Source organism: Dactylosporangium sp. McL0621, assembly GCF_049995355.1.
GTDB lineage: Bacteria > Actinomycetota > Actinomycetes > Mycobacteriales > Micromonosporaceae > Dactylosporangium.
Genome location: NZ_CP188259.1, coordinates 8,199,168 through 8,213,503 on the forward strand (window position 1 = coordinate 8,199,168; position 14,336 = coordinate 8,213,503).

At 71.5% G+C, this 14,336-nt stretch carries 15 protein-coding genes and 1 riboswitch; of the genes, 4 read left to right on the top strand and 11 right to left on the bottom strand.

What is annotated here, in order from left to right; genetic code table 11:
• Position 1: 1 nt before the first annotated feature.
• The 7 genes from ACPPVO_RS38775 to ACPPVO_RS38805 form a co-directional block, all read right to left on the bottom strand.
• On the bottom strand, positions 2 to 1,192 hold the full coding sequence (locus ACPPVO_RS38775; protein WP_426503538.1) for a sensor histidine kinase: 1,191 nt from the start codon (positions 1,190 to 1,192) through the stop codon (positions 2 to 4).
• A gap of 408 nt (positions 1,193 to 1,600) precedes the next feature.
• Positions 1,601 to 2,260: a DUF1345 domain-containing protein gene (locus ACPPVO_RS38780; protein ID WP_426503539.1), complete on the bottom strand. Its 660-nt coding sequence runs from the start codon at positions 2,258 to 2,260 to the stop codon at positions 1,601 to 1,603.
• A 274-nt stretch (positions 2,261 to 2,534) separates the two neighbouring features.
• Positions 2,535 to 2,837: a hypothetical protein gene (locus ACPPVO_RS38785; RefSeq protein ID WP_426503540.1), complete on the bottom strand. Its 303-nt coding sequence runs from the start codon at positions 2,835 to 2,837 to the stop codon at positions 2,535 to 2,537.
• 65 nt (positions 2,838 to 2,902) lie between these two features.
• Complete coding sequence (locus ACPPVO_RS38790; protein WP_426503541.1) at positions 2,903 to 3,409, bottom strand: hypothetical protein; 507 nt, start codon at positions 3,407 to 3,409, stop codon at positions 2,903 to 2,905.
• 207 nt (positions 3,410 to 3,616) lie between these two features.
• Complete coding sequence (locus ACPPVO_RS38795; RefSeq protein WP_426503542.1) at positions 3,617 to 4,090, bottom strand: SDR family oxidoreductase; 474 nt, start codon at positions 4,088 to 4,090, stop codon at positions 3,617 to 3,619.
• 74 nt (positions 4,091 to 4,164) lie between these two features.
• Positions 4,165 to 4,590, bottom strand: coding sequence for a PPOX class F420-dependent oxidoreductase (locus ACPPVO_RS38800; protein ID WP_426503544.1), 426 nt, complete (start codon positions 4,588 to 4,590; stop codon positions 4,165 to 4,167).
• 168 nt (positions 4,591 to 4,758) lie between these two features.
• Positions 4,759 to 5,871, bottom strand: coding sequence for a zinc-binding dehydrogenase (locus tag ACPPVO_RS38805; RefSeq protein ID WP_426503545.1), 1,113 nt, complete (start codon positions 5,869 to 5,871; stop codon positions 4,759 to 4,761).
• A 329-nt stretch (positions 5,872 to 6,200) separates the two neighbouring features.
• Here ACPPVO_RS38805 and ACPPVO_RS38810 point away from each other — a divergent pair, with 329 nt between their 5' ends.
• The gene (locus tag ACPPVO_RS38810) at positions 6,201 to 6,836 is read left to right on the top strand and encodes a helix-turn-helix domain-containing protein (protein WP_426503546.1); all 636 of its coding nucleotides are present in this window, start codon (positions 6,201 to 6,203) and stop codon (positions 6,834 to 6,836) included.
• A gap of 54 nt (positions 6,837 to 6,890) precedes the next feature.
• On the opposite strand, the gene ACPPVO_RS38815 is transcribed toward ACPPVO_RS38810, so the two are convergent.
• Positions 6,891 to 8,531 (bottom strand): GH25 family lysozyme, encoded by a 1,641-nt coding sequence (locus tag ACPPVO_RS38815; RefSeq protein ID WP_426503547.1) that lies wholly within the window; start codon positions 8,529 to 8,531, stop codon positions 6,891 to 6,893.
• Positions 8,532 to 8,938: 407 nt separating this feature from the next.
• On the opposite strand from ACPPVO_RS38815, the gene ACPPVO_RS38820 reads away from it, so the two are divergent.
• Positions 8,939 to 9,262, top strand: coding sequence for a hypothetical protein (locus ACPPVO_RS38820; RefSeq protein WP_360372909.1), 324 nt, complete (start codon positions 8,939 to 8,941; stop codon positions 9,260 to 9,262).
• Positions 9,263 to 9,265: 3 nt separating this feature from the next.
• Here the strand turns inward: ACPPVO_RS38820 and ACPPVO_RS38825 are convergent, their stop codons facing one another.
• Complete coding sequence (locus ACPPVO_RS38825) at positions 9,266 to 10,279, bottom strand: hypothetical protein (protein ID WP_426503548.1); 1,014 nt, start codon at positions 10,277 to 10,279, stop codon at positions 9,266 to 9,268.
• A gap of 30 nt (positions 10,280 to 10,309) precedes the next feature.
• A riboswitch (ZMP/ZTP riboswitch) is annotated at positions 10,310 to 10,393 on the bottom strand.
• A gap of 104 nt (positions 10,394 to 10,497) precedes the next feature.
• Here ACPPVO_RS38825 and ACPPVO_RS38830 point away from each other — a divergent pair.
• Positions 10,498 to 10,866: a hypothetical protein gene (locus ACPPVO_RS38830; protein ID WP_426503549.1), complete on the top strand. Its 369-nt coding sequence runs from the start codon at positions 10,498 to 10,500 to the stop codon at positions 10,864 to 10,866.
• Positions 10,867 to 10,916: 50 nt separating this feature from the next.
• Here the strand turns inward: ACPPVO_RS38830 and ACPPVO_RS38835 are convergent, their stop codons facing one another.
• Positions 10,917 to 11,291 carry a DUF5997 family protein gene (locus ACPPVO_RS38835; protein WP_360372956.1) on the bottom strand — a complete coding sequence of 125 codons (375 nt, stop codon included), beginning with the start codon at positions 11,289 to 11,291 and terminating at the stop codon, positions 10,917 to 10,919.
• Between the two features lie 24 nt (positions 11,292 to 11,315).
• Between ACPPVO_RS38835 and ACPPVO_RS38840 the strand changes: the two genes are divergently transcribed.
• Positions 11,316 to 11,996: a LysR family transcriptional regulator substrate-binding protein gene (locus ACPPVO_RS38840; protein ID WP_426503550.1), complete on the top strand. Its 681-nt coding sequence runs from the start codon at positions 11,316 to 11,318 to the stop codon at positions 11,994 to 11,996.
• Here the strand turns inward: ACPPVO_RS38840 and ACPPVO_RS38845 are convergent, their stop codons facing one another.
• Complete coding sequence (locus ACPPVO_RS38845) at positions 11,997 to 14,336, bottom strand: RICIN domain-containing protein (RefSeq protein ID WP_426503551.1); 2,340 nt, start codon at positions 14,334 to 14,336, stop codon at positions 11,997 to 11,999. It lies immediately after the preceding gene.

A 14,336-nucleotide genomic window follows, 5' to 3' on the forward strand; every position in this document is an offset into this window, starting at 1 on the left:
TCTACTGCTCCGAATCTCGTAGCGGCACGTCGGCGGTCACCTGCCAGCCGCCGCTCGGCGACGCGCCGGCCGAGAACCGCCCGCCGAGCAGCTGGACCCGCTCGCGCATGCCGAGCAGTCCGTACCCTCCGCCGTACGTCTTCGGCTTTCCGGTGGGCCGGCCGTCGTCGCGGACCAGCACCTGCGCGAGTCCCTTGCCGGTCCGCACCATCACGGCGATCTCGTTCGCGCCGGCGGCATGGCGGCGCGCGTTCGTCACCGACTCCTGCACCAGCCGTAGCACCGAGGTCGCGATCTCCACCGGCACCGGCTCGGCGAGCTCCACCGCCAACCGCACCGGCGTGCCGCCGGCCGGCGTGACCGTGACGGCATGCAGGTCCGCGGTCAGGTTCGTGGTCAGAGTCAGCGGCGCGCCGTGCTCACCACCGTCCGCGTCGCCGTCGCGCAGCGCGGCGACCATCCGGCGCATCACGGACAGCGCCTCGGTGCCGGCCCCCTCGATCGCCGGCAGCACCCGGGCCGCGGCACCCGGATCGGTCCCGGCCACGGCCTGGGCCGCCTGCGCCTGCACCACCATCCCACCGATGTAGTGCGCCACCACGTCGTGTAGCTCCCGAGCCAGACCCACCCGCTCGCGCTGCTGCGCCGCCACTACCGCCGCTTGCGTCACGCGCGCCTGCTCACTGTCGCGTCCCCGCAAGTACCAGCCGGCGACCACGGCAAGGCTCAGCAGGACCGCGCCGGGCAGCAGGACGTCCGCCACCACGCCACCCGACGCCACCGGATGCCTGGGCCGCAGCACCTGCGCCGCGATGCAGCCGGCGAGCAGCAGACCAACGAGGCCGGCGGCGGTACCCCTGGGCACCTGGCGGACCACGACCACGACGGTCGCCATCAACGCGGCGACCTCGGCGGCCAGCAGCGGCCCGAGCGCCGGCACGGTCTCGGCGCCGAGCAGCCGCAGCACCGCCGACCAGACGAGCAGCACCGCGAAGACGCCCACACCCGAGGCGACCGGCCGGCGGGGCGCCGCAACGGCCAGCGCGGAGATCATGATGGCGCCGGGCAGCGCCCACCACTGATGGGCGAAGGACAGACCTCGCGCCGTTTCAAGGTCGCCGGCTGACAACACCACCAGCAGCACGGCCAGGGGCCACCGCCGGAGGAGCCCCGCCCGCCACCCGCGCTTCATGCCAGTCACCAGACAATCACTCGCTACCCCGGCCGGCTGCATCGATCGGCGATCATACAGGTCGGCCACCCGCATGATGCCGGTCCCGACCGCTCGGAACTACATGCGACGCGTGGTCCGGGCCGGTGAGGGGCCGGGCCAGCCGCAGCCGGGTGTGCACGGCGATGATCAGCCAGGTCCAGCGGCCGGCGGCGTGCGTCGCCGACGCCCGCTCCGCGCTGCAGCACATCTTCGGCGCGCACACCGACGAGATCTGGCATCGGCTCGTGCGCCGGGCCGGCATCGCACCGACGGACCACGACGACGGGACCGCGTCGTGGCGCTGTACGCGCAGTCGCTGCAGATCCGCCTCACCACGTACCAGCACCTCGCCGCCGCGTAGGTGGCGGCCCGCCCGGCCCGACCGGCTCAGCCGCCGCTGGAGCCGCCGAGGCCGGCCACGAGGTTGATGGTGGTGGCGAGGATGATCGCTCCGAAGAGGTACGACAGCAGGCCGTGACGCAGCGCGGTGACCCGGATCGGCCGGGTCTTCAGGTCGGTGTCCGAGACCTGGTACGTCATGCCGAGCGTGAAGGCCAGGTAGGCGAAGTCGGCGTACGCGGGCTCCTCGTCCTGGTTGAAGTCGATGCCGCCCGGGGTGCCGGTGTAGTACAGCTCGGCGTAGCGCAGGGTGTACACGGTGTGCAGCAGCAGCCACGATGCGGCCACGTCGGCGATGCCGAGCGCGGCCGAGAGGTCCGCGCCCACCCCCTTCGACGCGCCGGCCTCCAGCAAGTACAGCACGCCGCCCAGGCTGGCCAGGCTGGCCATGACGGCGATCAGGTTGGTGGCACGCCGGCCCGGATCCTCACGGGTGGCGTGCGCGCCGGTCTGTTCCGGCGACATCCGGCCGATGACCAGCCAGGTGTGCCACACGTAGACCAGCGCCGCCAGGCTCCACCCGGCGGCCGGCGCATACGGCCAGCCGAACACCAGCCCGACGGCCACCGCCCCGACGAGCCCAACCAGGAACGCCACGACCGCCCGGAAACGGGTGCGCACGGGCCCCGTCAACTGTGATCCAGCCACGGAACAGATGGTGGCACGCCGGCGGCCACCGCGCTCGGTGACCGCCGGGCGCACCACGACCGGCGCCTGACTCACGCCGGGGAACACCACAGCCGCGTGTTGCGGTTGCGATCACCACGCGACACACCGCTACCGTTACCCACGAACGCCCTCCTCCTGCGACGGGACACCAAGCCCGACAAGCGCATCAGGGGGACGTTCCCACGCCCTGCATCGACACGCAGAACGTCTTGCTATGCCGCAGAATTCGCTCGGCGTCACGTCTGCGACGTCGCTACGGCCGGCTCATCCGGATGTCGGTCAGCCTCGAGTGCACGACGGCACGGTCCGCCAGGCTTCTGGCTGCTTCTCGTTCGTCGGCGCGGTCCGCGTCGCTCCAGCGCCGATGCTTGGTCGTGATCCACTCCCGGAGGCGTGGGCGGTCGCGCCACCACTGGCGGACGAGCACCGGCGTCCAGTGCGCGTCGCCGTCGCAGGCCCAGCCGGCCCATGGATCCTCCTGAGCGGCGACGATGACGGCGCGGAGTTCCTCGATGGTGCGCGGCTGGCGGTAGAGGAACTCCTGCTCGTAGTCCATATCATCGCGGTACAGCACGTCCCGCACACGGTGAGGCAGTTCCTCGGCGGCGACGCTGCTGCGCCTCAGTCGCCGGAGAAGCCGCAGAAGTGCAGGTTGTCGGGCTGGCCGTCGCGGTAGCTGACAACGTACGTACCGACCCAGCGGTCCCGTCCACCGCTGGTCACGATCCAGGCACGCACCTGCTCGGACGATGGTGTCACGGTCCCGAACTTCTCAATGAGTTCTTCCGTGGTCAACGGCGACACCGTCGCGAACCGTGGACTGGTCGACACGCCGTTGGCCATGTCGATGATCGAGTGCGTGCCCGACTCGGGCTGAGCGGCGATGAGGGTATCTGGGTCGACCGGCACCGGTCGACCCTTGCGGTCCAGCCAATCCGCGATGCTGAACTCGTAGAGTCCGTCATCGTCATCATCGTCGTCGCTGGGAGCCGGGCCCAAACTGGCCCGAAACTCCTCCTCGGTCATGTCGAGGTCAGGGCTGGGTGACTCCTTGTAGTACGCGCCTCGGTCATAGACCTCGCGCCGCAACTGCTGGAGCGCGGCGTTGACATCGGGCTGGTAGTCCACGGTGTAGTACCACCCGGACGCACCCATCGGCAGTCCCTCCCACGGCAGGCGTAACGACGACGACGATCTTGCCACGCCCGTACGGCGTTGTCGGCCCCGGCCGGCCGCTGGAGGAACACCCGCACCTGCCGCATCGTGCGCGTCTGCCACGACACAGACCACCGACCGAACCGTTCCAGCGGCACCTCATCCACCGACCGGGCGACGTCAGTGGGTGGTGTATCCGCCGTCGACGGGCAGGGCGACACCGATCACGAAGCTCGCGCCGGGGCTGCACAGCCACAGCGCCGCGGCGGCGACTTCTTCGGCCTGACCAAGGCGCCCGATCGGTTGCTGGCTCATGATTGCGGCCATGGCCTCGGCCTGACCTTCGAGCATGTCGGCGACCATCGGGGTCTCGATCACGCCCGGACAGACAGCGTTGATGCGGACGCCCTTGGGTGCGTACTCGACCGCGGCGCTCTTGGTCAGACCGATCACGCCGTGCTTGGACGAGTGGTACGCGGCACGTTCGGGCAGGCCGACCAGCCCGCCGAGCGAGGAGCAGTTGACGATCGCGCCGGAGCCTTGGGCACGCATCTGGCGCAGCTCGTGCTTTTGGGCGGCCCACACGCCGCGCAGGTTGACGGCGTTGACGCGGTCGAAATTCCTGCGGAGTCGCCATCTCCGGCGTCGCTCCACGCGGAATCCCACTTATGGTGCATCGGCCGTGGCCGCCGAACGCCGCTGGCGCGGTCAGCCCGGTGCGGGTCCCGTCAGTCGGTGATGCCGCCGTAGGCGTGAACCTTGGTGGGGTGCAGGCGGACGACGAACTCTCCTGGGACGGCGTTGCGTTTGCCGAAGTCCTCGGCTTTGTCCGGGCCCATGTACCGGGCGCCGGCCCGGGAGGCGACGTCGTAGAGTTCGTCGAGGTCGTCGCTGAGCGTCACATCACCGCGGACTTCGACATAGGCGAAGGGCGGGGCGTCGTCGGCCACGCAGAGGGACGCTCGGGGGTCGCGGCGTAGGTTGCGAGTTTTGGCCGCCCGGGCGCCCGTGGTGAACAGGAAGTCCTCGCCGTCGAAGACGTACCAGACCGGACTGATCTGCGGGACGCCGTCGGCCGCGACGGTGGCGAACCGCCCGGTGGCCGTGCTGCGGGTGACGAAGGCGTGCCATTCCTCGGTCGACATGGCGTGCATGAGGGTTCCTTGTCTGTGATGGGTCGTGGTTGTCCGGAACAGCGCGGGCGGTGTCAGACGCTGAGTCGTCCGTGCCGGGCAGCATCGCCTGGCGGCTCGGCCGGCGACCCCGCGCTGGTCGGAGCCGCATCAGATCTCCGGGCGGTGCTGCCGGGATTGATTTCGAGGTCAGTCGAGGACGACGACGTGCTTGCCTGGTGTGCGGCCGGCGTCCAGGTCGGCGTGGGCGAGGGGGACTTGGTCGAGTCCGTGGTAGACCTTCGCGATACCGGGCTTGAGGCGTCCCTCGGCGATCGACCCCAGCTGGTGTTCGAATGCGGCGGGTGGCAGGTCGGCTGCCCCGCCTGCGTACACGGTCAGTCGGACCCCGATGGGGATGACGGCGAAGGGGTTGAAGTCGGGGATGACCCACTGGTCCGCCAGTGAGCCGGTGAAGCAGGCGGTGCCGCCCCGGCGGACCGCGCGCAGGGTGTCCGGCAGGGCCGGTCCGCCGACCAGCTCCAACGCGGCGTCGACCCCGTCCGGGCTGAGCTCCCGGACCCGGTCGGCGATCTTGCCGTCGTCGATGATCGGATGGTCCACGCCGTGCTCGCGCAGCGTCCGGGCGCGTTCGGGGCGGCGGGTGGTGGACAGCACGGTGGCGCCCAGGTCCTTGGCGAGTGCGGCCGCGGAGAGTCCGACGGTGGAGGTGCCGCCGCGGATCAGCAGCCGCTGGCCGGGCTTGAGGTCGAGGCCGGTGGTGAGGGAGCCGTAGGCGGTCTGGAACATCTCCGGTAGCGCGCCGACAACGTCCCAGGGCAGGTCGGTCTCGAAGGGGATGACCTGACCGAGGGGAACCAGGGTGTATTCGGCGTAGCTGCCGTCGTAGGCGCGGCCCATGCCGCCCATCATGGTGGCCACTTTCTGGCCGGGCTTGAGGCCGCTGTCCACGGGGGCGGCGTCGACGATGCCGACGCCCTCGATGCCGAGGATGCGCGGCATGGTGAAGTCGCGGCTGGATCCGCCCTTTCTGCTGGTGGTCTCCGACTCGTTCACGCCGAACGCCTTGATGCGGATGCGCACCCAGCCGGGGCGCTGTTCGGGTACGGGCACGTCGGAGACGGTGAGCTGGTCGGGGTCGACGGGGTGCGTCAGGACGATTGCGCGCATGGTGCGGGACACGGTGGTGCCTTCTTTCCACTGTGCTGGGGTCAGTGCGGTGCCGTGGGCGAGGTGAGGTAGCGGGCCAGGCAGCGCCTCGGCCGTACGGCGGGCCGCCTGCTGCAGTTGCTTGCCGTTCATCCGGCCGGCTCCTTCCTCCTGGTATGACCGGGGCGTGGCAGAGGTGACCAGCGGCGCCCCACCGCGCGGGGCGGGCGCCGATCCTGCTGTCGGCCGCCTGGCCTCACTGCGTGGTCAGGACGCGACCGCGCTTTGCGCGGTTCGGGTGAAGGCCCGGTGGGAGTGCACGATGCGCCATTGGCCAGTGGCTGTGGGTACGCCCCGGCCACACGCTGCGCTGGCACCCACCAGGCACCGCCCGAGGCCCCTTCATCCTGTTCGAGAAAGACGTCCTGCGGGCCGATACCGCCCGCCTGCTCAACCCCGTCACCGCCCACGACGCGCCCGCCGTGCTCACCCCGCACCCCGACGACGCCGTCTGGGCCGAGCGCACCGCCCTGCAGCTCCTCGACGAACACCGCGCCATGGGACGCCGGCCCCTCGACCTCCACCACGCCCTACGCCGAAGCCTGCTGGAGGCCCTGCTGCTGCGCCTCGCTCACTGCCCGGACGCCACGCCGCCGGCCCCGGCCGATGAGGGGCGGCGGGCGGCCGTCTACGGCCAGTTCCTCGACGCACTGGAACTGCACTTCCGCGAGCTGCACCACGTGGACGACTACGCCCGCCTGCTCGGCTGCTCGGCACGCACGCTCACCCGCGCCGCGCAGGCCGCCGCCGGCACCGGCGCACGGCAGGTGATCGACGAGCGCCGCCTCCTCGAAGCCCGCCGCCTCCTCGACTACAGCGCCTGGACAGCCAGCGCCACCGCCGCCCACCTCGGCTTTCCTGACGCCGCCGACTTCGGCCGCTTCTTCCGCAACCGCACTGGCCTCACCCCCGCCGCCTACGCAGCGCGGAAAGAACATCGGGAAACCGACTCCGACCCGCCGTCGCCGTCCATCAAACGCGGACGCCGTGGCAACGCCGTCCCGGGAGGAGGCGTTGACAAGCAGCCACAGGGTCACCCCAAAGAAACCGGGCCCTGATCACGGGACGCGACGCGATGAGAACGACACGGTCTCCCGCAACTGCCCGGAACATCAGCCGATCTTGGTGAATTTCTCCCAGTCGCCGACCTCCGTGCGGTTTGCGGTGAGCTTGCCGGCGTTGTTCATGTCCGCGGTGATGTATGTGCCGTTGGCGCCGGCCAGGATGCTCGTGCTGCCGTCGGGGTTGGTGACCAGTGTGAACCGCTCCCAGGCGCCGACCACGGCGCGGTTGGCGACCAGCAGGCCGTCCTTGGTCAGGTCGGCCGTCACGTACGCCGAGTTGGCGTGCGCGCGCAGCGCCACGTCGCCGCCGCCGAGGTCGATGACGTCGTACTGCTCCCAGGCCCCGACCACGTCCCGGTTCGCGGTCAGCGTGGCCTTGTTGTTCAGGTCCGCGGTCACGATCCTGCCGTTGACGTTCGCGCGCAGGGACAGCAGCGCCGGCAGCGGAACCTTGGTGAACTTCTCCCAGGCCCCGACCGCGGCCCGGTTGGCCACCAGCCGGCCGCCGTTGTTCATGTCGGCGGTCACGTACCGGCCGTTGGCCCCCGCGAACAGGCTGATCGTGCCGTCGGTGTTGTCACCCGGCGTGAACCGCTCCCACGCCCCGACCGCGCTGCGGTTGGCCACCAGGCGCCCGCCGTTGGTGAGGTCCGCGGTCACGTACAACCCGTTGGCGCGCGAGCGCAGCGCGATGTCACCGTTGCCGGCGTTCAGGACGTCGTACCGTTCCCAGAGCCCGATCGCGTCGCGGCCGGCGGCCAGCGTGGCCGAACTGGTGAGATCGGTGCTGACGTACCGGCCGTTCGCGTTCGCCCGCAGCTCCACCGGCGGATCGTCGGCCGGGACGTCCCCCGCCAGCCGGGTCAGGGCCGCATAGTCGCCGTTGAACACATTGCGGTCATAGGTGCCGGCGGAGTTGTTCCCGCCCGCGTACTGCCAGATCGCGTACGTCGACCAGCCGCTGGGAATCACCCGCGGCCCCGTCGTGGAGCCGAAGTCGGCCACGTCCAGCGGATTGGCGCCGAACTCGGTGGAGCTGTTCGTGCACGGGTTCCACCAGTTCGGGTTCGTGTAGATCATCATGTCCCGGCCGATGCGGGCCTTCACCCGGTCCACGAAGCCGTGGATCCACGCGACCATCGCCTCCGGCGTCAGGTTCCAGCAGGCCGGGAGTTTCAGCGAGGAGTACGGCCACTCCAGGTCCAGGAACGGCACCAGCGTCTGGGAGTTGTTGCCCCACTCCGCGCGGTCCAGGAAGTAGTTCGCCTGCCCCACCGGATCGCCCAGATCCGGGCGGGCGAACGCGTAGGCGCCGGTGAGGATGCCGGCGCCCTTCGCGGAGGCGTTGTCGGCGTGGAAGTACGGATTCGTGTAATACGTGCCCTCGGTCGCCTTGACGTAGGCGAACCGGACGCCGCTTGCGGCCACGCCCGGCCAGTCGATCTGATGCACGGAATGGTCATGGCTGGACACATCGACACCCGGCTGCGAGAAGCCCGCCGGCAGCGTGCCTGCGGCCACGCCGGCGACGACGTTCGCGTGCACACCCGGCGGCATGCCGGCCTGAGCGTATCCGCCCCCGTCATCCTCGGACTGAGCCGACGCGCCCCCCAACCCGAGCGCCAGCACGCCACAGGCGACGAGCAACGTGGCCGCGGCCAGCCTGGACACCGGAAACCGTAACGACATGCCGGAGAATGTACGCACGAACGCGTAACCGCGTTGCCCCCAGGCAACCCCACACCATCAATGTCACATGCCGACGACCGGTACACACAAGACGGGAATGGCCGAAGGGACAACGCAGGGCTGGCACATCGGACGAGCAGCGCCATCCGATACGCCAATTGCTCCAGCCCCTGCCATCCGCGAGGCGGCCCTGCTCGCGGTCGCGAACAATCACGAACGTCGACCGGTGTGGGTCAGGCCGCGGTCCGGGGTGGGATTTGGCCCCGTCGGCGTCGGCGCTCGAAGCGGATGCGGGCGCGTTCGGAAGGGCCGTCGTCGCGTGGGGCCAGGTCCGGCCGATCGGACGGCCAGGTTGCCGGAAGAGGCCGGTGCCGGAGCCGGGGCGGGACGGCCTAAGATCGGCGGCGATGTCGCCTCGCTTCCTCCAGTCGCTGCTCGGCGTCGCGGTCGCCATTGTCGGTAACGGGCTCGCCGACGCCGCGGCGTTCGTTGTCATGCGCTCGCACGGTGACGGGCTGGGGTGTGGGTCGTCGCTCGACCCCAGCGGGCGGTTCGAGCTGCTCACCGCGCTGATTCTCACGTACGGCATCGCCCAGCTCGTGCTGCTCGGCGCCGCGTTCGGGCTGTCGTGGCTGGCCAAGCCGCCGCCGGGGTACTGGGCGGCGCTGCGCGCGGGCTGGGCGGTACTCGCCCTGTTGTCCGTACTGTCCATGTTCTACCCGGGGTGCTGAACCTCAGTGGCGGAACAGGCGCAGGGCGGTGTGGGTCACGGTGATGCCATGGCGCTCGGCGGCCGCGGCGATCTGCGCTGAGCGGGCGGCGCCGCCGGGCTCGGCGATGTGGCGCACGCCGTAGCGGGCCGCCTCGGTGATGTTGTCCTCGAACGGCAGGGCGCCGTCCGAGGCGAGGCTGACGTCCTGCAGGGGTACCGGCGGATCCAGTGTGGCCGCACGAGCCAGGTGGGCGGTGACGCGCTCCTGAGCCGACGGCAGCGGCTCGACCGGGGCGAAGCGGCGGCGGTGCCACAGCTCGGCCTTCGCGCCGGCCAGGCGGATGCCGTCGACCCTCGACTGCTGGCCCGCGGCCACGCCCAGGGTCGCGCCGCCGCGGGCCAGGACGACAGCGTTCGACTGGGTGTAGCGGGCCGTGGCCAACGCCAGGCGCAGGTCCGGGGTGAGGCCCCCGGGCAGCGGGGCGTCGTCGCGGCGCTGGACGAAGCGCAGGCCGTAGAGCTCGCGCACCTCCTCCGGCGGCGGCACGAACGCCGGGTCGGCCTCGAGCACCAGGTAGGTTCCGCGCTTCTTCGCGGCCAGCACGGCCACGGCGCCGGGCTCGTAGCCGGGGGCGATGATGCCGTCGCTGACCACGGTGCGCAGCAGTGCGGCGAGGCCGGCGGTGACCGGGGCGGAGACCGCAACGACGTCGCCGTAGGAGCTCTTCGGGTCGGTGTCGCGGGCCCGGGCGTAGGCGCGGGTCACCGCGTCGGCGGCCGGGTCGACGCCGAACAGCGCGGCAGTCACCGGGTCGAGCGGGCCGGCGAGGGCGGCCCCGGCCGGTGAGACGTGCTTGAAGGAAGCGGCGGCGACGGTACCGCCGGCCGCGAGCTCCCGCACCAGCGGCCAGGCGGTGACGGCGTCGAGCAGGTTCAGGTACGACGGCCGCCCGTGCACGACCGTGAACGGCGGCGCGTGCAGGGCGGTGACGGCGGCGGGGATCTGCTGGGGGTTCATGCCGTAACGCAGGTGCACGCGGGCCTCCAGGGCGGCGACGGTTCGCGTCGCGGATGCCCAGGCGGTCGGCGGCCGACGTCGGCGCGCCCGGTCCCCGGTGGTGCCCCACCCTCGCCAGTCCCGGCCGCGCGCCCAGCCTAGCGGAGGGGTGTCGGGCCGCCGACAGCTCCCGTATCGAGACCGTGCGTAGTCGCTCCGTCACTCGAAAGGTCGAACGTGGAAAGAAGGAGCACGACATGCGACGGGTACTTCGAGGACTGGTGGCCGCACTCGCGCTGATCGGCGGCGGGCTGGCGGTCGATGCCGCGCCGGCCGCGGCCGACCTGCCGTACGGGCCGTACACCTGCAAGAGCGGGTACGTGTGGCGGGAGGCGGTGCCCGGCGACTACGTGTGCGTCCTGCCCTCGCAGCGCACGACCACCCAGGGCGAGAACGCGCTCGGCCCGTCCCGCCGGCAGCCGGGCGGCGGGGCCTGGGGGCCGGACACCTGCGCGTCGGGCTTCGTGTGGCGCGAGTCGCGGCCGTCGGACCACGTGTGCGTGCCGCCGGCGAGCCGGGCCCGGGTCCGGGCACCGGCCTCGTCAGCAGCACGAGCGGCGAGCTGACCGCGCCCTGGTGCTGATGCCGGCGGGCGGGGACCGGTGGGCCGCCCGGCCTACCGGTCCCCGCGCTCGGACAGGCGGCGCTGCTCGCGGCGGACCTCGGCGTACGACTCGCGCTCGCGGACCAGCCACTCCGGCGGGGCCGCGTTGAGCTCGGCGATCTCGGCCGTGGTCAGCGCCTCGGTCACCCCGCCGCGGGCCAGGCCGCTGTTGGACACCCGCAGCCGCGCGGCGATCACGCTGCGCGGGTGCGGGCCCTCGCGGCGCAGCTCGACCAGCCACGGCGGCGGGTTGCGCTGCAGCTCGTCGAGCTCGTCGCGGGACACCAGGCCCTCCTGGAACTCCTGCGGGGTCGCCGGCAGGTACACGTCGAGCTTCTGCGCGGCGGTCGCGGGCTTCATGGTCTGGGTCTGTCTCGGCTTGCTCACCGCGCAAGGGTAGCGTGAACGCCCGTGACCTTTCGCCTGCTCGTGGTGCCCGGCGTCGTCATCGACCGCTGGCGGGACACCTGGGCCCAGCGGCGGCCGGAGACGCCGCTCGAGCTCGTCCCCGTCGAGGCCGCCGAGGCGCAGGAGCGGCTCGCCGAAACCGGCCACGCCGCGCTGCTGCGGCTGCCGGTCGACAAGGGCCGCAACCACGCGATTCCGTTGTACACCGAGCAGAGCGTCGTGCTCGCCCACCGCGACCACGCCCTGCACGCCGCCGACGAGCTGACCCTGGCCGAGCTGTACGAGCTCGGCGAGCCGCTGCTGCACCCGCTCGACGACGTGCTGGCGTGGGCGTCGCCGCCGCCGGACCGCGGGGTGGAGCGGCCGGAGACGACGGCGGCGGCGGTCGAGTGGGTCGCGGCCGAGGCCGGGCTGCTCGTGGTGCCGCAGTCGCTCGCCCGGCTGTACCACCGCCGCGACGTGAAGTACAAGCCGGTCACCGACGCCCCGGACTCCTCGGTCGCCCTGGCCTGGCCGATCGACGGGCACTCGGAGCTGGTCGAGGAGATGATCGGCATCGTGCGCGGGCGCACCGTGAACAGCAGCCGGGGGCAGGCCCCGGCGGCGAAGGCCCCAGCGGCGAAGGCCCCGAAGAAGGGGCCGGCGGGCAGGGCTGCCAGCTCGCCTGCCCGCCGGCCCCGGTAATCACGGAGTGTAGATCTTCGGTGCGGCCGGCGTGCTCATGCCGTCACCCAGGAAGAAGCTCGGGTGCGGCGGCTGGTTGTACGCCGTGTTCTGCCACGCCACGCCCTCGCGGTACTCGATGTCGTGCATGAGCGTGACGAGCCGCCGGTCCGTGACGGCGGTGCTCACGTAGACGCGCAGCGCCTTGTCGTCCGACGTGGGCCAGATGACCTCCTCGCGCCAGTCGCCGAACAGGTCGGCGGTCAGCGACGGGGTGGACTTGGTGCTGTTGTTGGAGTGCACGCCGCTCGCGGTCAGCAGGCGGGTGTCGCCCCCGGTCGTGTACTTGTCGATGTGCGTGGCGTCGAGCAGCTCCCGTACCGGGTCGGCGTCCCACCAGACGACGAAGTTGACCGCGCCCGGGCGCCGGGTGCTGATCTGCACGCCCTTGGTGTTGTACAGCCCGGTGGTGCCGGTGCTCCACGACTCGGCGCCGGGGCTGCCGGCGTACACGTCGTCGGAGCGGCCGCGGCCGTTGTCGCAGCCGCAGGTCGGCCACGACCACAGCAGGGCGCCGGTCTTGGCGTCGGCCATCCAGCCCGCCTTCGCCGAGGTGTTCTCGTCGACCTTGAACACCTCGAGGCCGGCGTGGCTCGGGTCGAGGTCGCCGACGTCCATGGCGTCGCCGTGGCCCTGCTTGGTGTTCCACAGCGCGGACCCGTTGTCGTTGATCGCCATGGCCCCGAACAGGATCTCGTCCTGGCCATCTGCGTCCACGTCGGCGATCGACAGCTGGTGGTTGCCCTGGTCGGTGTACTGGCTGCCGGCGCTGTCGGAGTCGAACTTCCAGCGCTCGGTGAGCTTGCCGCCGCGCCAGTCCCACGCGGTGATGACGGTGCGGGTGTAGTACCCGCGCGACTCGATCAGGCTGGGCCGCCGGCCGTCGAGGTACGCGGTGCCGGCCAGGAACCGGTCGACGCGGTTGCCGTACGAGTCGCCCCAGCTGGAGACGGTCCCGCGGGGCACGTCGTAGTTGACGGTGGCCATCGCCGCGCCGGTCTGGCCGTTGAACATCGTGAGGTACTCCGGGCCGGACAGCACGTAGCCCGACGAGTTGCGGTAGTCGGCCGAGGAGCTGCCGATGACCGTGCCGGCGCCGTCCTTGGTGGCGTCGGCGGTCTTCATCGCGATCTCGGCCTTGCCGTCGCCGTCGTAGTCGTACACCTGGAACTGTGTGTAGTGCGCCCCGGCCCGGATGTTGCGGCCCAGGTCGATGCGCCACAGCCGCTGCCCGTTGAGCCGGTAGGCGTCGACGAACACGTTGCCGGTGTAGCCGGACTGCGAGTTGTCCTTCGAGTTCGTCGGGTCCCACTTGAGCACGACCTCGTACTGCCCGTCGCCGTCGAGGTCGCCGACGGAGGCGTCGTTGGCCGTGTAGGTGTACGCGACGCCGTCGGGCGTGGTGCCGCCGGACGGGGGCGAGATCGGGATGTCGAAGTACCCGTTGCTGCCCACCTGGAACGCCGGCTCGGAGTCGGCCTGGTCGGTGCCGCCCACCACGGGGCGCACGGTGTAGCCCGCGCCGGAGGCCGCGCCCGAGTCGTAGTAGTTGGTGGAGTTCGTGATCGGGCCGGCGTTCACCTTGGTCCCGGCCCGGTACAGGTTGAACGCCACCCCGGCCGGGTCGGTGCCCAGCAGCCGCCAGCTGACGTAGTTGCCGCTGCCGGACCGGACGCTGACGAGGCCGCGGTTGAGCCTCTCGGCCTGCCGCCCGGTCCCGGCCGGCGGCGCGCTGGTGGTCGGGCCGCTCGTGGCCCCGGAGACGTAGTTGAACGAGAACTGCATCCGGGAGATGTCCGAGCAGGTCTCCTCGACGATCGGGTTGTTCCCGGCCGTCGAGCCGTCCTTGTCACTGATGCACAACCCCGACGCGACCGACTTCACCAGATACTTCCCGGACGCCGCGGTCGAGGCGGTGAACGTCCACAACTGGTTCGTCTTCGTCCCGTCGCCGCAGCCGTACTGCTGCAACTGCGTCCCCGACGTCGTGGACGCGCTCGGCACGTCGATGCACCGGCCGCTGTTGCCGTTCGCCAGGTTGAACTGGCCGTTCGCCTGCGCGACGGCCTTCCACTGCATGTGCGTGGCCGACGCGTCGCACGCGACCTGCACCAGCAGCGCGCTGTTGTCCCCCGACGCGCCGACGACGTCGACGCACTTGCCGGACGCGCCGGCGGCGAGGGTGTACACCCCGTTGCCCACCGGCGCCGTGGCCGCCTCGGACGGCCAGATCGACACCGCGAGCACGACCCCCGGGACCGCCACCGCGGCGGCGATCCCGGCGGCTCTCCAACGGTTCAT